This window comes from Paenibacillus sp. 453mf (assembly GCF_900116105.1).
GTDB classification, from domain to species: domain Bacteria; phylum Bacillota; class Bacilli; order Paenibacillales; family Paenibacillaceae; genus Paenibacillus; species Paenibacillus provencensis.
The window spans coordinates 1,153,640-1,173,100 of record NZ_FPAC01000001.1; the positions used below are offsets into that span (position 1 = coordinate 1,153,640).

Annotated in this window: 18 protein-coding genes; all 18 read left to right on the forward strand. The window is 45.4% G+C overall.

Going from position 1 to position 19,461, the window contains the following annotated elements:
• Positions 1-7: 7 nt before the first annotated feature.
• Entirely contained in the window at positions 8-979 is a 972-nt protein-coding gene (locus BM415_RS05605) for a carbohydrate ABC transporter permease (protein WP_091155490.1), read from the forward strand.
• A gap of 5 nt (positions 980-984) precedes the next feature.
• Positions 985-1,863: a carbohydrate ABC transporter permease gene (locus BM415_RS05610; RefSeq protein WP_091159082.1), complete on the forward strand. Its 879-nt coding sequence runs from the start codon at positions 985-987 to the stop codon at positions 1,861-1,863.
• Between the two features lie 13 nt (positions 1,864-1,876).
• Entirely contained in the window at positions 1,877-3,358 is a 1,482-nt protein-coding gene (locus tag BM415_RS05615; protein ID WP_091155493.1) for an NHL repeat-containing protein, read from the forward strand.
• Positions 3,339-3,959 (forward strand): Yip1 family protein, encoded by a 621-nt coding sequence (locus BM415_RS05620; protein ID WP_091155495.1) that lies wholly within the window; start codon positions 3,339-3,341, stop codon positions 3,957-3,959. Before BM415_RS05615 ends, BM415_RS05620 begins: the two co-directional genes overlap by 20 nt.
• A gap of 15 nt (positions 3,960-3,974) precedes the next feature.
• Positions 3,975-6,548, forward strand: a complete 2,574-nt coding sequence (locus tag BM415_RS05625) for a DUF5696 domain-containing protein (protein ID WP_091155498.1) — start codon at positions 3,975-3,977, stop codon at positions 6,546-6,548.
• The gene (locus tag BM415_RS05630; RefSeq protein ID WP_091155499.1) at positions 6,545-7,444 is read left to right on the forward strand and encodes a carbohydrate ABC transporter permease; all 900 of its coding nucleotides are present in this window, start codon (positions 6,545-6,547) and stop codon (positions 7,442-7,444) included. The genes BM415_RS05625 and BM415_RS05630 overlap by 4 nt, the downstream gene beginning before the upstream one ends.
• 28 nt (positions 7,445-7,472) lie before the next feature.
• Positions 7,473-8,474 carry a carbohydrate ABC transporter permease gene (locus BM415_RS05635; protein WP_091155502.1) on the forward strand — a complete coding sequence of 334 codons (1,002 nt, stop codon included), beginning with the start codon at positions 7,473-7,475 and terminating at the stop codon, positions 8,472-8,474.
• A gap of 319 nt (positions 8,475-8,793) precedes the next feature.
• Positions 8,794-11,361 (forward strand): beta-mannosidase, encoded by a 2,568-nt coding sequence (locus BM415_RS05640; RefSeq protein WP_091155505.1) that lies wholly within the window; start codon positions 8,794-8,796, stop codon positions 11,359-11,361.
• Between the two features lie 121 nt (positions 11,362-11,482).
• Complete coding sequence (locus BM415_RS05645; RefSeq protein ID WP_091155507.1) at positions 11,483-13,111, forward strand: glycoside hydrolase family 9 protein; 1,629 nt, start codon at positions 11,483-11,485, stop codon at positions 13,109-13,111.
• An 86-nt stretch (positions 13,112-13,197) separates the two neighbouring features.
• Positions 13,198-13,653 carry a hypothetical protein gene (locus BM415_RS05650; RefSeq protein ID WP_139236951.1) on the forward strand — a complete coding sequence of 152 codons (456 nt, stop codon included), beginning with the start codon at positions 13,198-13,200 and terminating at the stop codon, positions 13,651-13,653.
• A 146-nt stretch (positions 13,654-13,799) separates the two neighbouring features.
• Positions 13,800-15,227: a glycosyl hydrolase gene (locus tag BM415_RS05655; protein WP_091155513.1), complete on the forward strand. Its 1,428-nt coding sequence runs from the start codon at positions 13,800-13,802 to the stop codon at positions 15,225-15,227.
• Positions 15,228-15,421: 194 nt separating this feature from the next.
• Positions 15,422-15,946, forward strand: coding sequence for a DEAD/DEAH box helicase family protein (locus tag BM415_RS05660; RefSeq protein WP_091155514.1), 525 nt, complete (start codon positions 15,422-15,424; stop codon positions 15,944-15,946).
• Between the two features lie 141 nt (positions 15,947-16,087).
• Entirely contained in the window at positions 16,088-16,618 is a 531-nt protein-coding gene (locus BM415_RS05665; protein ID WP_091155516.1) for a GNAT family N-acetyltransferase, read from the forward strand.
• 101 nt (positions 16,619-16,719) lie between these two features.
• Complete coding sequence (locus BM415_RS05670; protein ID WP_091155519.1) at positions 16,720-17,220, forward strand: GNAT family N-acetyltransferase; 501 nt, start codon at positions 16,720-16,722, stop codon at positions 17,218-17,220.
• Positions 17,221-17,319: 99 nt separating this feature from the next.
• The gene (locus BM415_RS05675; RefSeq protein ID WP_091155521.1) at positions 17,320-18,075 is read left to right on the forward strand and encodes a class I SAM-dependent methyltransferase; all 756 of its coding nucleotides are present in this window, start codon (positions 17,320-17,322) and stop codon (positions 18,073-18,075) included.
• Between the two features lie 10 nt (positions 18,076-18,085).
• Entirely contained in the window at positions 18,086-18,325 is a 240-nt protein-coding gene (locus BM415_RS05680) for a hypothetical protein (protein ID WP_091155523.1), read from the forward strand.
• Positions 18,326-18,925: a histidine phosphatase family protein gene (locus BM415_RS05685; RefSeq protein ID WP_244533158.1), complete on the forward strand. Its 600-nt coding sequence runs from the start codon at positions 18,326-18,328 to the stop codon at positions 18,923-18,925.
• Positions 18,926-19,014: 89 nt separating this feature from the next.
• A complete protein-coding gene (locus BM415_RS05690) occupies positions 19,015-19,380 on the forward strand; it encodes an MmcQ/YjbR family DNA-binding protein (RefSeq protein ID WP_091155526.1) in 366 nt (121 codons plus the stop codon).
• Positions 19,381-19,461 lie beyond the last annotated feature (81 nt).

The window sequence follows — 19,461 nt, forward strand, 5'->3', positions numbered from 1 at the left end:
CAAGCGTATGTCCAATATCCAGATTGAAAACAAGACTCGCGCAGTCCCTCCACAGGGCGAACGGGCGCTTCGGGAGAACAACAAGGTCAGCAGATTGATCAAGGAAATCAAAGTGAAGAAACATCTGTATATATTGATGGCTCCTTATATGATTTTGTTTCTGATGTTCACTGTATTGCCCGTAGTTCTCTCCATTATTATCAGTTTTACGTACTTCAACATGCTCGAAATGCCAAAGTTTGTTGGATGGCAGAACTACACACGGCTGTTTCTAGAAGATGATATTTTCTTAATTGCGTTGAAAAATACACTGCTGTTCGCCGCCATTACAGGTCCAGTCAGTTATTTTGCTTGTTTTATCTTCGCATGGATCATCAATGAACTGAGTCCAAAATGGAGAGCCTTCATGACCCTGATCTTCTATGCCCCATCCATTTCAGGAAATGTATTCTTCATTTGGCTGCTCATATTCTCCGGTGACCGTTACGGGATCATTAACGGTCTGCTCATTGAGATCGGAATACTGCTCGAGCCTATTCAATGGCTCAAAACCGAAGACTATGTGCTGCCAATCATCATATTGGTTCAGCTGTGGCTGAGTCTTGGAACAGGATTCCTTGCTTTTATTGCCGGTCTTCAAACTGTTGACAAGACGTTATATGAGGCAGGAGCTGTTGACGGCATCAAGAACCGCTGGCAGGAACTATGGTACATTACTCTTCCTTCCATGAAGCCGCAGCTGATGTTTGGAGCTGTTATTCAGATTACGACTTCACTTGCCGTATCGGATGTGTCCATTCAGCTTGCCGGATTCCCAAGTGTCAATTATGCAGCGGAGACCATCGTAACGCATTTGATGGATTTTGGTACGATCCGCTTTGAGATGGGATTTGCATCGGCAATTGCTACGGTATTGTTCATAATCATGATCGGCTCCAACATAATCGTCCAAAAATTATTGCGTAGAGTAGGTGAATAAAGATGATGAACATACCCTATCGCCTATTCCGGAGAAATCGAGTAAAGAGAGTAAATCGCTCGTTTCTGGGAAGCTTGTCGCTGTTTCTCGTCTTGGGCGTTGTAGGTGCCTTCATGGTACTGCCGCTGGTATATGCCATTAATGCGGCCTTCAAGCCGTTAGATGAAATCTTTATTTTTCCGCCGACGTTATTTGTCAAGAACCCAACGATGGATAACTTTGCAGATCTGATCAACTTGCTGGGCGCTTCATGGGTACCGTTCACAAGGTACATTTTTAACACAGTATTTATTACCGGAATGGGAATCGTGGGCCACGTTCTGCTGGCTTCTGCTGCTGCCTATCCGCTTGCAAAGCATCAATTTCCCGGCAATAAGATCATGTTCCAAATGATCGTGCTGTCCTTGATGTTTACACCTGCTGTAACGGCCATTCCAACCTATATGATCATGTCCTGGCTGGGGTGGGTGGATACTTACTGGGCTGTCATCATTCCAGCCTTTTCTTATCCGCTCGGTCTGTATCTAATGAAGCAGTTCATGGAGCAGATTCCGGATGCTCTGATCGAAGCAGCGAAGATTGATGGGGCGAGTGAGTATCGAATCTTCTGGTCTGTTGTCATGCCGAATGTGAAGCCCGCATGGCTGACACTTATCATCCTGCTGTTTCAGATCCTGTGGGGAACGGATGGGAATGGATTTATCTATAGTGAGAATCTCAAGACGCTGACCTCTGCAACAACGAACATAATTCAAGGGGGCATTGCGAGAGCGGGTGTTGGTGCAGCAGTCGCGCTCATTATGATGAGTGTTCCGATTACCATTTTCGTATTTTCGCAAAGCCGTATTATTGAAACCATGGCGACTTCCGGGATGAAGGAATAGGGGGGACAAGAACTTGCATGCCTATAAAAAAACGTGGAAGCGATATTGGATTGGCTTTACCGCAGCAGCGCTGCTCTGTTCCGCTCCTTCGGCGGTAGCTGCCAAGGCTCCTTATGAGAGCTACACCTACAATTACTATGAAGAGGCTGTGCCTGCTCCAGATGCATTTCTGCCGGATAGAAGTATTTCGGGACACGATCTCGGAATTGGAAGCTTCGTATCTCCACAGGACATGTTCGTCAGCAGGGCTGGCAAAATCTATATTGCGGATACGGGGAATCATCGGATCATTGTACTGGATGACGATTGGACCGTAGAGCAAATCATCTCAAGTTTCATGAAAGACGGAGCTGAAGAGACTTTTAATATGCCCAGTGGTATCACGGTGAATGAAGCCGGAGACTTATATATCGCTGATACAGAGAATAAACGAATCGTCGTATTGACTTCAGAAGGAGATTGGATCAAATCGATCGAAAATCCGCAGTCCGAGGTACTTGGAGCTAATTTCTCGTTTGTCCCGTTGAAACTGACGGTGGATGATGCCGAACGGGTATTTGTCACATCCCGGGGAGCCTATGAGGGGATATTGCAGTTTGATGAGTCCGGTGAATTCATCGGCTACGTTGGAACGATTCAGGTACGGCGCAATTTTGTTGACTATTTGTGGCGGCTCATCGCTACAGATGCACAGAAGAATCAAATGGCATTATACATTCCAACGGAATTCTCCAATATTGATATGGGGGATAAAGGATTCGTTTATGCAACGAATATTGACCCGGGCTCCAGTACACCGGTTAAGCGTCTGAATCCTTCAGGTGAGGATGTGTTGAAGAGGTATGGATATTTTGATGTGAAAGGGGATATCCGATACCGGTCAATGGGAGTAAATGGAGGTCCCTCCAAATTAGTTGATATCAAATATCAAGGGAGCGGGATGTATAGTGTTCTGGATTCACTCAGAGGGCGTATCTTCACCTATGATCATGAAGGCAATCTGCTGTATATTTACGGCGGAATAGGAACACAGGTCGGAACCTTCAGTACGCCGGTAGCCATTGAGAAGCTCGGGAATCAGCATATCGTCCTCGATCAAGGTAAAGAAACCATTACACTCTTCTCTCCGACCAGCTATGGAAGTGCCATTAACGAGGCAGTCACCGCGCATTACAACGGGGATGACGAGTCTTCTGTAGCCAAGTGGCGAGAGGTACTGAGACTGAATGCGAACTATGATATCGCTTACATTGGGATTGGCAAATCACTCCTCTATGCCAAGCAGAATAAGGAAGCGATGGAGCATTTCAAGCTGGGTATGGATCGGAAAAACTACTCGGTTGCCTTCAAGCGGTATCGAAAGGAAGTGCTGCAGGAGCATTTCGGTACGATATTAACGATTGGAACTACAGTCGTTATTGTGTTTGCCGGATACAGATGGTCTAAAGCCTGGCGTAAAAGGAGGGAAGAGCAGCATGAAGCAGGATTTTATTAAGTTTCCTCTCCATCTCATCATCCATCCGTTTAAAGGGTATTGGGATCTGAAGTATGAGGGAGAAGGAAAACTTAGAGTTGCTATTACTATATTGTTTCTTCTATTTATAACCATGGTAATTCAGCGGCAGTTTGCCGGCTTCCTGGTCAATTTCAATGATCCCAGAACGTTAAACAGCTTGGCTGAACTCCAGTATGTAGTGCTTCCTTTTATCCTGTGGTGTGTATCGAACTGGTCCATTACGACACTCATGGAAGGTGAAGGGAAGTTTAGCGAAATCGTTAATGCGACCGCTTATGCGCTCATACCGATGATTTTGGTGTACTTGCCAATGACCTTAATCAGCCGATTTATGACACAGGAGGAGACCGCATTTTATTATTTGCTGAATACTGCAGCGGCCATTTGGTTCATATATTTGCTGTTCGTCGGCATTATGACCGTACACCAGTATACCGCAACGAAGACCATTGTCACGATTCTGCTGACTATAGTGGTTATGGCGATTATCGTATTCCTGGGTACGCTGGTGATGAGCCTCGTTCAGCAAATTATTGAATTTGTGATCAATATATACCGTGAGCTCTTATTCCGATCTTAAGGAGGCGTAAGTCTGGTGTCATCTCGTAAATGGAAATACACAACTTTGCTGGCTTGCGTTCTTATGCTGGTCAGTATCATCTGCTTCATCATCCTTAGCGGAAGATTGTCAGGTATTGATCCAGAGAATTATGTGACAGCGTCCGCTGATCCTGGCGCAGAGGCATTCGTACCCCTCCAGGATTCGTCAGAAGGCGTGCCGGGAATGGCTCTTGCCGCCAAGAATGACAGCTTAAGCTTGTACATTAATGAAGAGACGACCGTAATTGCGGTGAAGGATCAACGCTCTGGAGATGTCTGGTACAGTAATCCGCTGGATGTGGAAGAAGACAGTATTGCCACTGCCTTTGAAAAAGAATCCATCTCCTCTCAGGTTACCGTTTCATTTCGCAATACGCTTGGTGTACTAGATACTTATACAAACTACAAGTACAGCATTTCAAACGAACAATTTGAATTACAGAGCATCGCAGATGGTGTCCGCATTGAATACACGCTGGGTGATGCAGAGCTTGGAATTGATGCGCTGCCGAAATTCATTAGTAAACAAAGGCTGCAGGAAAAAGTACTGAGCCAGCTGGATGAAGTGACAGCAAGCTATGTCGAGACACGTTACCTCGAACAGGAAGCAAATCCGGAGGTCGTGGAGAGAGCGGATACGCAAGTCGAACGGCCTCTCGTGCTCCGCAAGATGCTGGCAGCCTTCGAGCAAGCAGGATATACGCCTGAAGATTTGGCTTATGACAATGAAGAGAATGGGATCGGCGGGCCAGGCGGATCAGCGGATAAACCGAAGTTCCTCATTCCTGTGGAATACCGTTTGGAAGAGAATGCCCTCTCGGTAACCGTTCCCCTGTCTCAGCTGGAGGAGAGCGAAGGGCATCAGATTCAAACGCTGGACTTGTTAAGCTACTTTGGGGCAGCGAAGTCAGGACAAGAAGGCTATATGTTCGTGCCGGATGGTTCCGGGAGTCTGATTCATTTTGATAATGGAAAAGTAAAAGAGCCGCAGTATGTTCAGCCCGTTTATGGACCGGACCCGAATGATAACAGCAGAACAAGAGCTCAAATTGCTGAATCGGCCCGCTTGCCGGTGTTCGGCTTGAAATCCGGTGATCGTGCCTTCTTCGCTGTCATTGATGGAGGAGATGGAAATGCCAGTGTCGCAGCTGATATCAGCGGTAAACAAAATTCCTTCAATCATGTGTTCAGCCGTTACGCTGTTCGTGGAGATGATGAGCTGGAGCTCTACACAGGGAGTAAAATCCAAGAGATTCAGCTGTTGTCGGATGAGAAATATAAAGGTGATATTCGTGTGAAATACCACTTCTTGTCAGGCGAGGATGCGAGTTATTCGGGTATGGCTCAAGCCTATCAAACGATGCTTGTCGAGCAAGGTGTGCTTCAGCCGTTAACGGAGGAAGAACAAATTCCTTTCTATGTTGATATTGTGGGAGCGATTGATAAACAGCAGTCTTTCTTGGGGGTTCCTTATGATGCTACCGTAGCCATGACCACCTTCGAAGAAGCACAAGGAATCGTAACAGAAATGCAGGCACAGGGAATCTCTAATATCCAAATGCAGTATCTGGGGTGGTTCGGAGCCGGGCTTGAGCACGAGCTTCCAGTCAAACTGAACACCTCCGAGTTAGGCACAAGCCGTGAGCTGACTGCCCTTCAAGAGCAGGTTGGCAGTACGGGTGGGGAGCTGTATCCTGATGTGGCCTTTCAGCAGGTATATGATACAGGCAGCGGTTTTCGTTCGGCAAGAGATGCTTCCCGCTTCATCACGAAAGAAGAAGCAGAGCTCTCTCCTTATGACAGATCTCTTAACCGAATGTCGCTCCTGCAGGATGAATATTATCTGCTGTCCCCAGCGAAGCTTCCGGATGTCACAGCACAGTTTATGGAGCAGTTCCGCAAGAAGAACTTGACGGGTCTTGCCCTTCGCGATTTAGGAAGCACGCTGCATTCCGATTATCGTAACAACAGTTTGATATTCCGGGATACAGCCAAAGCCATCGTCGAGGAACAAATCGGAGCATTGGCGGCAGAATATCCTAATCTGATGATTAGCGGAGGGAATGCCTATGCCCTGCAATATGCTCAGCATATTGTCAATGCGCCTGAAGGCTCCAGCCAATTTAACCTGACAGATGAATCGGTGCCATTTTATCAAATGGTTATACACGGATTTATTGATTATGCAGGAGAACCGGTCAATCTATCGGCTACAACCGATATGAAGCAGCAGGCTCTGCGGAGTCTGGAGCTTGGTTCTGCCCCGCATTTTCTATGGACGGCGAACACTTCTTCAGAGCTGAAGTACACCCGGTATGATTATATGTACTCAGCCCAGTATTCCAGCTGGTTAGATGAAGCTGTCATCTTGTATAACGAAGTGAATCAGGTATTAAATCCGCTTCGGACCGAGAAAATGCTGAATCGAGTTGTGCATGAGCCTGGAGTGGTAGAAGTTATGTACAGCAATGGAACTACTCTATTAATTAATTATAATGAGCAACCTGTCGTAGCTCACGGAGTAAGCGTTCCGGCACAGGACTATGTAATAGGCGGTGACCGATCATGAGAACAAGCCGTATAACCTTATCTCAAAAAAGATCATTTCTTGGCCTGCTCTTCATTTCACCGTGGCTGCTTGGATTTATCTTTCTATTTCTTACACCGATGATTCAGTCCATTCGGTTTAGTCTTAGCGAGCTGACGGTCGTCTCCCAGGGCTATACGCTTGCGTACGTTGGCTGGAACAACTTCAAAGAAGCACTGCTGATTGATGCGAACTATAACCGGATTCTGACAGAATCCGTCTTGCAAATGATCGTTAATGTACCCCTGATTCTGTTCTTCAGTCTATTCTCTGCAGTACTCCTCAATCAAAAGTTCAGAGGAAGAGGGCTTGCGAGAGCGATCTTCTTCCTGCCCGTTATATTAGCCTCCGGAGCCGTCGCTTCTGCAGAGGCATCGGGCTTAATCAATTTGATTGGGAATGCAACGGTAGCGGAAGAGACTGCAGGAGCTTCTTCACAGTTTAATACGTTGTCTATGATTCGCTTGTTAAACGAGGCGGGTCTGCCTCTTGTCATAACGGAGTACATTGTGGATGCGGTTATGCGAATTTACGAAATTATTCGCAGCTCGGGGGTACAAATTCTAATCTTCCTTGCGGCTTTGCAATCCGTACCAAGCTCAATGTATGAAGTAGCCAAAATTGAGGGTGCAACTGGTTATGAATCCTTCTGGAAGATTACGTTCCCGATGGTCAGCCCTTTGATCCTGACAAATGTCATCTACACGGTCATTGATTCATTTACGACAAGTCCGATTACACAAACCATATACACGACCGCATTTCAAACGCAGAATTTCGGGCTGAGTGCGTCCATGTCATGGATTTACACCATTGTGGTCGGCCTATTGCTGTTCTTGATTGGATTCTTTATATCGAAGCGCGTTCATTACAATTAATCCCCATTGTTAGGTGGTGAGGTATTCAATGCAGGAAACCAAAAGACTCGGGCGCAGCGAGGCCGTCGTATTCCGCATGCAGCGTACGAAAAACAAAGTGATGAACGTGCTCTGGGACATCTTTCGTTATATGCTCATTATCGGTATTTCCTTTGTCATACTCTATCCGATCCTTATGAAGGTATCCACCGCTTTTAAGGATAAAGTGGATATATATAACCCAACGATCTACATGATACCAGTTAACTTTACGATGGATAATATCAAGCTTGCTGCCGAAGTGTTAAACTATTTTCCACTGCTTGGAAGCACGATGGTGTATGTAGTCATTATGATGCTGCTCACTACACTATCGACCGCTCTTGCAGGTTATGGTTTTGCGAGATTTGAATTTCCCGGGAGTAAAATATTGTTCGGAGCAGTCATTTTGACCATTCTGGTTCCTTCGAGCACACTTATGGTGCCGATGTATCTTCATTTCAGGAATTTCGACGTCCTGAACATGATTACATTGCTAACAGGCAAGGAAGGAGTTAATCTCTTAAATACGTACTGGCCGTCTATGATTACCGCTGCTACCGCGACCGGACTAAAGGCAGGGCTATTCATCTATATTTTCCGACAGTTCTTTAAAGGCCTGCCGAAGGAGATTGAGGAAGCGGCCTTGATCGATGGTGCGGGAGGAATCAAGACGTTTATGCGGATTATGCTGCCTAACGCCATTCCTCCTATGATTACTGTCATGCTGTTTTCATTTGTTTGGACTTATAACGATACGTTCTACCCATCGTTGTTCATGAGTGACAGCAATCTCATGTCACTGAAGGTTGCGTCACTCCCCTCACAGGTCAATCTCATTATTCCACAGCTGATGGGCTTGTCCGGTACAGATATCAAAGCTGACCCAAATCATGTAGCCATGATTGTAGATACAGGTATACTGCTGGCGATTGCACCCCTCATTATTTTATATCTATTTGTACAGCGCTACTTTGTTGAAAGTGTGGAGCGTACTGGAGTGGTTGGTTAACATCGTTAAACGCAGACCAACCACATGCGCCGCATATGTAATATTTCAGTCGCAATTCTATTGAATAGGGTGTGATATATTCCATCTAATCGTGCAGTTATGTATGTACTGTCATAAGAATCTCTGTATATTGGAAGCACGAGCTTATCTGATGTTTTGTTTTGTTATCTAAAAAATAATATGTTAGGATAACAAAATGATTGAAGAGTTGTCGATTCCATGAGACAATAGGTTTTAGAAATGAATCCATTTTATAACTCATGCTTCAGAGTATTGTGAAATTGATTCGAATATAACATATATGGAGGGTTCCTAAACCATGCATGAATCGAAGCTGCTGTTAAATGACTGGACATTTAAATCGTGTGAAGGAGAAGAATGGCTCCCAGCTGTAGTTCCGGGATGTGTACATACGGATCTGCTGCGGAATGGCCAAATTCCCGATCCGTTCTATGGCACGAATGAAAAGCTTGTTCAATGGATTGATAAGAAAGACTGGGAATATAAAACCCTGTTTGATATACCGAGTGAACTTCTTGGGGAGGACCATATCGAGCTTGTATTCAACGGACTCGATACATATGCGGAAGTGTTCATTAATGATCAGCATGTATTGTCAGCCGATAATATGTTCCGCACTTGGGAAGTGGATGTGAAGCCATACGTGAAATCTGAAGGTAATAAGCTGAGAATTGTATTTCGTTCTCCAATTAATGAGGATCTTCCGAAGCTTGAAGCACTTGGATATCCTTTGCCAGCTTCAAATGACCAGTCTGAAGTCGGAGAGCTTGGTAACAAGAAAGTAAGTATCTTCGCTAGAAAAGCGCCTTATCATTACGGCTGGGACTGGGGTCCAAGATTTGTAACGAGCGGTATTTGGCGTGAAATCGAGCTGAGAGCGTGGTCTAATGTGCGCGTAGCGGACCTGTACATTCACCAGCAGAAAGTAACGAAAGAAACCGCGGATTTGACAGCGATCTTAGAAATTACAGCGGATCTAGCAGGTGACAAACTCATTCGTATTTCTACGGATCAAGGGGAGTGGAGCGCAAAGGTTTCCCTTGTACCTGGGCTTCAGAAAGTGGAAATACCTCTGAACATCAGCAATCCTAAACTATGGTGGTCCAGAGGTCTTGGGGAAGCCCACTTGTATACGTTCACTGCTCAGGTGCTGGATCATGAAGCAGAAACACCTCTTGCAGAAGCTTCTGTGAAAACCGGGCTACGCAGCATTCGTCTCGTCCGTGACAAGGATGAATACGGCAGATCCTTCTATTTTGAGTTGAATGGGTTTCCGGTGTTTGCTAAAGGGGCTAACCATATACCTAACGACAGCTTCGTTACAGAGGTTACCCGTGAGAGATACAGACACGAGATCGAATCTGCAGCAGCCTCCAATATGAACATGCTTCGTGTATGGGGCGGCGGCATTTATGAGCAGGACGATTTCTATGAGTTGTGTGATGAATATGGAATTCTGGTATGGCAGGACTTTATGTTTGCATGCAGTATGTACCCTGGTGATAATGCATTCCTTGAAAGCGTTCGCCATGAAGCGATCGACAATGTTAAGCGTTTACGCAATCATGCAAGTATTGCCCTGTGGTGCGGTAATAACGAGATTGATTCGGCATGGGCTCATTATAATGAAGAGGCTGGCTGGGGCTGGAAGAAAGATTATACGCATGAGCAGCGCGAGAAAATCTGGGCCGATTATGAAGCTGTATTCCATAAACTGCTGCCTGAAGTGCTCACAGAACTTGTTCCCGGCACAGATTATTGGCCTTCTTCACCGATTGTTTCGGTTACGAATGATATTAACCAGCACGCTTCAACCAGCTCCATCGAAGGGGATGTTCACTACTGGGGAGTTTGGCATAACACAGAGCCGTTTGAGAATTACAACATCAAATTGGGCCGTTTCATGAGTGAATATGGATTCCAATCCTTTCCTGAGCACAAATCCGTTCTTCGTTATGCAACAGAGTCGGATCTTGAGCTGACTTCTGAAGTCATGCGTGCTCATCAGAAGAATGGGGATGGAAACCGCCTCATTAAAGAATATATGGATATGTATATGACAGAGCCGAAGGATTTCCCTTCGTTCCTCTATATGAGTCAGGTGCTTCAGGCCGATGCGATGAAAATGGCAATTGAGGCCCACCGCCGAAACAGACCTTTTGTAATGGGGACCTTATACTGGCAAATGAATGATACATGGCCTGTCGCTTCATGGGCGGGAATGGACTATTACGGTAACTGGAAGGCGCTTCAATACTACGCCAAACGCAGCTTTGCCGACGAAATGATTTCCATTGATGGAACAAAGGATAACAAAGTTGATTTCTACCTGCTGTCTGATCTGCTGAAGCCGATTGAGGGAGAACTACGAATCCGTGTAGCTGATTTTGACGGTACGGTTCGTCATACTGAGACACATGCTGTAAGTAATCCAGGGAATGCAACGAATCTTGTTCTGTCACTCTCCCTTGCCGAGCTGCTTCAAGGGCATGACCCGGAACGTACAACGGCAGTTGCTGAACTCTTGATTAACGGTAAAGTCGTTGATGTACAGCGTCACTATTTTGTTCCGTTTAAAGATTTGAAGCTGGGTGCTGCGGAAGTGATGATAACTGAGGTAGAAGGAACAAATGGAACTCGGTTTACGCTTACGACGAACATACTGGCGAAGCAGGTATGGATCGATAGTGAAGCAGAAGGTGTATTCAGCGACAATTTCTTTGATCTGCTTCCAGGTGAAGTGAAAGAAGTATCGTTTGCTACCCGTACTTATGGGGATCAAGCTTTTGCAGCGGCATCACCAGGTAAAGTGAACGTGCGATCCATGTCAGATTTCATTAAAGCAACCCATCTATTGAATAAATAATTAACAGATATTTTTATTGCAATACGTTTTGTTATCAAAAAAGGCCGCTCCTATAGACATGTAAGTATCATGCATAGGGATGGCCTCTTCTATCTCACTGAAAAATTAGGAGGGAGAATAAATGCGTATTTCGAATCGTAAAGTCCTTGTCAATCAGATCGGATATCCAACAAAGGGGAATAAGCTCGTCATATTGAGAGGAAGCAGCTCTGCCTTTCACATTAGGGATACAGCAACTTCAGAGGTTGTTTATTCTGCTCAGACACATGATAGAGTGGAGGATCTCTGCTCCGGCGACCACGTATATCAGGGTGATTTTTCAGCATTTGAAGTGCCCGGACAATATAGAATTGAGGATTCGGAAGGGAATGTATCTTCTCCATTTATCATATCGGAACAACCCTATGCCGAAGTACATGGCGGACTGATGAAGGCGTTCTATTATTTGCGCTGTGGCGAAGACTTGGACGAGGAGTATGCAGGTGTATGGAGTCATAAGGCTTGCCATACGTCGCAAGGATCTGTTCATACCAATTCGAGTCAGCGGCTTGACGGCAATGGAGGCTGGCATGATGCAGGCGATTATGGAAAATATGTCGTAGCCGGCGCAAAGGCGCTAGTCGATCTGATGCTTAGCTGGGAGCTGTACCCGAATGCATTTGTTCATTCCATTCCCTTGCCGGAAACGGACGGAATCATGCCAGATGTGCTGCATGAATGCAGAGTAGAGCTAGAGTTCTTGCTCAAAATGCAAGATGCTGCCACCGGCGGATCCTATCACAAGCTGACAACCAAGCAATTTCCCGGGCTCGATGTCATGCCAGAGGAGGATGAAGCTGAGCTTGTCTTTGCGCCCATCTCTGCGACTGCAACAGCTGCCAGCTGTGCTGTAATGGCTGTGGCTGCAAGAATATATAATACCTACGATGCTGAGTTTGCAGATAAATGTCTCACATCGGCCAAGTATTCCTGGACATGGCTTGAGAAGCATCCGAATGAGCCGGGGTTTCGTAATCCGCCGGATATATTTACCGGAGAATACGGGGATGCATGCGATCTGGATGAACGATACTGGGCTGCGACCGAGCTGTATTTTTCCACCGGTGATTCGGTGTATCATGATGCGGTCAAAAGGTACGTACAGAAGGATTTCCCCAAATGTGAATTGGGTTGGGCAGATATGGGCGGATATGGCACCATTCGCTATTTGCTAGCTGATAAGCAAGAGAAAGATGCTGCCCTATACGCTGAGCTGAAGAGTCATCTCTTGAATGAAGCGGATCGCTTGCTGCAGATCGCGAAGCAAGATGGCTATGGCATCTCCCTTAAGGAAGAGGATTATATCTGGGGAAGTAATATGGTTGTCATGAACAGAGCGATGCTTCTTCTCTTGGCTCATAAATTATGCGGAAATGTGGAGTATGAACAGGCTGCACTTGGTCATGTGCATTATATATTAGGTCTTAATGTGCTCGATCTGTCTTATGTGACGGGGTTTGGAGAGTATTCCGTTATGCATCCTCATCATCGTCCATCTGTAGGCGATGGAGTAGAGGCACCCGTACCGGGCATGCTGGCAGGTGGACCAAATAAGTACCTAAATGATGAATGCATGAGAACTCATCTACAAGGAAAGCCGGCTGCTGCTTGCTATATCGACGATAAAGAGAGCTACGCAGGGAACGAAATAACGATTTATTGGAACTCTCCAGCTGTATTTGTCTTCTCTCACTGGAATGAATTTGCTTGATTCATAAGTCGTCGAATGAGGCAGGGTTTCGTCTGTTTTCAGCGAAAATATTCACTTGGAAACAGATAAAGGAGCGTGCTGACGATATGAATGAACAATTACAGCTGTTATTGGATCTGCCTAAGCGTCAGATTATTTTGAGTTTACAGCCTGAGCCTTACCAGCTTATTAAAGAAGGCAAGAAAACCATCGAATTTCGCCGAAGATTTATAAAAGAACCTGCAGCGGCATTTGTATATGTATCCTCTCCTGTGAAACAGATTAAAGCTTATATCGAATTCGGAATGCCGATCCAAGAGGATATCGATACACTCGTATCCATTGCAGAAGGGCACGGGCAAGGATCAGGGGCAGAGCTTCGAGAGTATTTCAGCGGAGTATCCTACGGGTATGCCATTCCCATCCTGTCCTGCATCGAATTTGCGCCGATGTCGCTTGAGCTGCTCAAAGGAGGCTATGAGTTTAATCCTCCTCAGTCCTATATGAACCTGTCTGTGAATCCACGCCTTGAACAGGCCTTATTGAATAAGATGATGACATAAGCAAGGAGTCCATAAGGTCGGACTCCTTCGTGGTCACATCTCTGTAAGGAGGTGATCAGTCTAACATGATGTAACCGCTTAAGCTGGATGGCTGGGTAGTTTTTCATGTCATTGAATGCATCACCATTTGGAAGGAGGATCAAGCAATGCATATAAAGAAAAGCTGGGCTGTATTTCTTTCTATATTGCTAATTAGCACGCTTATACCTTCTAATATGAAGAAAATGGAGGCGGCTCCCATTATATTTGAAGCGGAAGATGGATTATTGAATGGTGTTGATGTGATGACGCAATTTCAAGGCTACTCTGGTACCGGGTATGTAGGAGGATTTGATGCACAGAGTGATAAGCTGAGTGTACAAGTGACCGTCCCAGATACGGGTCTCTACAATTTAAGTATAGGATATCAGGCCCCGCACGGAGCGAAGAATACGAGTCTTGTCGTGGGAGATACAGCGCAAGGTGAGATTACGCTTCATGAAACAACCAATTTCAGTGAAGTGGATGCAGGTAAAATTATGCTACAAGCAGGTTCAACTCAGATCAGCTTCATCAGTAACTGGGGCTGGTATTACATTGACTATGTGCGGCTGGAGAGAGCGATTGATCCGCCTCCGCATCAAATCAATGCATCACTAGTCAATCCAGATGCCAGCAGTGAGGCTCAGTTGCTCTACAATTATTTGAGATCAGAGTATGGACAGCACATTCTGTCAGGACAGCAAACGCTGGCCGATGCCAACTGGATTCATAGTACGCTTGGCAAAAAGCCGGCTGTACTAGGACTTGATCTAATGGATTATTCACCTTCAAGAACAGAGAGGGGAACGGTGTCAACGGATATTGAGCATGCGATCGAGTGGGATGCTGGGGGTGGTATCGTAACCTTTGCATGGCATTGGAATGCTCCAAAAGATCTGATTGATCAACCTGGCAAGGAATGGTGGAGAGGGTTCTATACGGAAGCAACCACTTTTGATATTGAATATGCCATGTCACACCCCGAATCCCAGGATTACCAGCTGCTCATTCGCGACATGGATGCGATTGCTGTACAGCTCAAGAGACTTCAGCAAGAGGATATCCCAGTGCTGTGGAGACCGCTGCATGAGGCGGAAGGCGGATGGTTCTGGTGGGGCGCCAAAGGTCCGGAACCTGCCAAGGAGCTGTACCAGCTAATGTATGATCGATTCACGAACTTCCACGGACTTGATAATCTGATATGGGTATGGAATTCAGAGAATCCGGCATGGTACCCAGGTAATCCATATGTTGATATTATTAGCGTTGACAGCTATCCAGGTGCTGGTAATTATGGACCGGTAAGCAGCCGCTACGAGAATCTGAAGACGTTGGTGAACGATCAGAAGATCATTGCTCTGACTGAAAATGGGCCTATTCCCGATCCGGATCTGCTGCAGGCATATCATGCAGACTGGAGCTGGTTTGTTACTTGGTCCGGGGAGTTCATTAGAGATGGTGTGCAGAATAGTACACAGCATTTGACGAAGGTATATAACAGTCCATATGTCATTACGCTGGATGAACTGCCGGATTGGAAAAATGAGTATTAAAAATATCTCTATACGGTATAAACAGCGAGAAAAATCACAAAACCATGGATAAAAAGAGTATTTTCATTACAAATTGATGAACTTTCCCGTTTCAATCCTGGCTCTAAATATGTTAACCTTAGGTATAGGTTTTTTGAAAGCCCTCTCATTATTTTAGCAAACGGTTTCATTTCAAAGTAGAGGAGATGCGATATATGCCTAAGACACCCTTATTTATCGTAACAGGCGCAAGCTGTGTTGGAAAATCATCGGTTGTTCCTTATCTGCGAAGTTTACTTCCTGAGTTTGTTATTCTTGACATGCATCCAGAGGAGAGCCTGGATTCTTCTTTGTCATTAGGACCTGTGCTGCATATGGCTTATCAAATTTCAATGAATAATCGTGGCACGGTGCTTGTGGGTACCTTGACTCCGGAGGATGTAATAGAGAGCGGCTGCAGAGAGCTATTTAGCCAGGTGTATTTTATGAATCTGCATTGCAATGATGAAATAAGAGAACATAGACTTAGGGATCGAGGAGCGACTCAGGAAATGATATGGAGCAATACAAGACTGGCACACCGGCTGCTCCACAGCGAGAATTTCACATTCAGCCCTCCAATATCGACGATCGATACGACTGCCTACTCCCCTGAAGAAGCAGGCAAGCTTATTCGCAAGTGGGTAAGAAATTACTGGAGTTCACGTTATCCTTTAGAAATACGGGCATACACGAATTAACGCTAGAGTTTACGTAACATATTAAGCAAACGGTAGCGATTCGCTATCGTTTGTTTTTTTAGTATAGTAACCCTATTAAAAAAGGCATATAATCAATAATAATGACATCGTAAGCTTTAAATTCTGATTGTGAGGTTGATTATGTCGATGATTCTTGAGAGACTGGATTCAGAGGAAACACTCGAACAATGGAAAGAAGCTTTTGAGCGCCACAAAATCGTACGTACTGACTCATTCTATGAACAATGTCTGCATGAGAATAAAATTGGCCTTAGGGTCACACTTCTTGTGTATCTGGACGAGCAAATCCTTGCTGGCTGTGCACATTTGAAGTTTGAATCGGATTATTTGTATTTCAGAGCACAAGGTATACCTGAAATTAATGATGTGAACATTTTTCCTGAATTCCGGAGAAGAGGGATCGGCAATCAGCTGATCGAAGAGTTTGAAAGTATTGCTGCCTATAACTCCTATGACAGCATTGGGATCGGCATGGGGCTTTATAAGGATTTTGGGGCTGCCCAGCGCATTTATTGCAAGAGAGGTTATATTCCTGATGGGAATGGTCTGATGAATCATAATCGGGAAGTTGCTGTTGGTGATCAGGTGCAGGTGAATGATGATTTGCTGCTCTATTTTGTTAAAGAATTGGGATATACTGCCCCTAAGTGATAGAATTGAATTACATACTCGTCAGGACCGTATTAGCAGTTTAGGTTACGGTCTTTTTTGTTTTATCTCTAGATAAGGGAAGATTAGTGGGAGGACTACATATGGAGATTAGAGAGGTACAGGTACAAGATGCAGAACAGCTGCTCAAGCTGAATCAGGAGCTGGACCGGGAGACGAAATTCATGCTGTATGAGCCGGGTGAAAGACTTGCTACGTTGGAAACCCAGACCAAGCGTATAAAGGGTATGCTGGATTCAGGTCACTCTACAATGCTTCTGGCAGTGAATGAAGAAGGCAGTGTGATTGGACAGCTTGGCATCATTGGCTCTGAACTGCAGCGCAAGAAGCACGTCGTATACATTGTCATTGGCATCTTACAGCATTATACCGGCCAAGGTGTCGGCACGAAGCTGTTTCAGGCGATGGAGGAATGGTGCAGGCTGCACAGGATTCACCGGATCGAGCTGACTGTAATGGCTCATAATGAAGCTGCGGTAGGCCTGTATCAGAAGATGGGATTTGAAATCGAGGGCAAGAAACACCATTCATTGTTCGTGGATGGACAGTACGTAGATGAATTGTTTATGGCTAAAATGGTCTGATGCTGCAGCAATCTATCATCTTCCAATTATGGAAGGTATAATAGAGCTTACTCCAGCATAAGAGGTTGCTTGATAATAGGAAGGGAAGTGGCTGATCAAATGAACAGTAAAGAACGTTTCTCGGATCGGGTCGATACTTATGTGAAATATCGTCCAAGTTATCCGGTAGAAGCCATCGATTACATGTATGGAACGATAGGCATGAACCCGGCAAGCACCATTGCGGATATCGGTGCAGGGACAGGGATTATGTCGGAGCTGCTGCTGGCTAGAGGGAGTACAGTGATTGCGGTTGAGCCGAATATGGAAATGCGGCTGGCAGCTGAATCCAGGCTGTCTGGCAATGCTCAATTCAGAGTGCAGTCAAGCCCTGCTGAAGAGACGGGCCTGCAAGATCAGTCGGTTGACTATATTGTTTGCGCCCAGTCCTTTCATTGGTTTGATCAGAACTTGGCAAAAGAGGAGTTCAAGCGTATTCTGAAGCCGGAAGGGAAAGTGGTCCTGATATGGAATTCGAGACTTACCGAGGGTACGCCTTTCCTGGTCAAATATGATGAGCTGCTTCACACCTATGGAACGGACTACAATGAGGTCAAGCATACCAATATTACTTCGGACATGCTGCGTTCATTTTATAAGAATGGACAGCTTCATGCGGTGGAATTTCCCAATCGCCAAATCTTTGACTATGAAGGATTAAGCGGAAGACTTAAGTCTTCTTCATACAGTCCACCGCCGGGCCACCCCAATTATGAGCCAATGATGAACGCGCTATTAGAGCTGTTTGATTCCTATCAACAGGAAGGACGCGTGTACTTTGAATATACGACACAAGTCTTCTGGGGAGAAGTATAGGAGGTCTTACATGCACCTATGCGAAAGTGATGGAGTGAGCTTAAGGAGGCTTGCTCCGGAAGACAAGGGTTTGCTCCTGAAATGGCTGTCTGATCCTGTTGTCCTGGAGTACTATGAGGGAAGATCAATTTATTGGAGAGCCAGAATATTGGAACAGGGGGATCGGCATCAGATCATTAAGATGACAGTTCAGTATTTGACAGACAAGCTATCTGCAGAGCGTATTTCTTATGAAGGGGGATTACTATAAGTGACGGCAGGCAGAACAAGATTATATATGGTAAGACATGCGGAATCTCCGTTTATATTTGGAGAAGAACGCACAAGAGGCTTGTCTGACAAAGGAGCTGCCCATGCACAGGAGCTGGCAGAAATATTTGCTTCCATACCTGTGAACCTGGTTATATCCAGCCCTTATACTCGCGCCGTTGATACAGTTAAGCCTACTGCGAAGTCCAAAGGACTAGAGGTTGCGCTGCATGAGGAACTTAAAGAAAGACGGATTGAAGGGCTTGATTACAGAGCAGAATGGGAAGTACTGGAGAGAGCCATTCAAACTTCGTTTGAAGATTTGGATTATGCGCTCGAAGGAGGAGAATCGACGCGTCAGACACAGCAGCGCGCCATTCCCATCATTGAACAAATACTAGAGGAATATTCCGAGAAGAGCATTATCCTCGGTACGCATGGCAATATTATGGTGGCAATCATGAATTATTATGATTCACAGTATGGGTATGAATTCTGGGCAGGAACCTCGAAGCCCGACATCTATCTGTTAGAGTTTGAAGGCAATCGGCTTGTTCAGGTGGAGTGCTTGTGGGGGAAGAAGCTGGGTGAGGCAGAATAAGGCATTTTGAGTAAAATGCCAAGTGATTTGCAACGACAATGATGAATTACATATTATATCTGAATACGTACTAAGGAGAGAGTTTAGAAGTGAATTCGATCATTTCCTATTGCTTAGCCAAAAAGACTGCGAAGGAAGATTATCCGTTCGGGGCGGATACACTTGTCGCTAAAATCGAGGGGAAAATGTTTGCCCTGATTTCCTTGAACAAAGATAAGGAACCACTGAGCATATCGCTTAAATGCGATCCGGTGATTGCCGTGAATTTGCGTGAACAGCATCGGGCGGTCGTCCCGGGCTATCATTTGAACAAAAAGCACTGGAACACGGTATATCTGGATCAGGACCTTGGGCCCGAGGATATTCGGCCGATGATCGATCATTCCTATGATTTGGTATTCAAGAGCTTGACGAAGAAACAACGTGAATCTATTCAATGTCGTTTGGGTGAATAATAGTCATGGACAGAACACATGCTAATTTCTGTAATGACAATGGCAATTATAGATTAAACAAGTGACCTGGCTCTGGCGGGA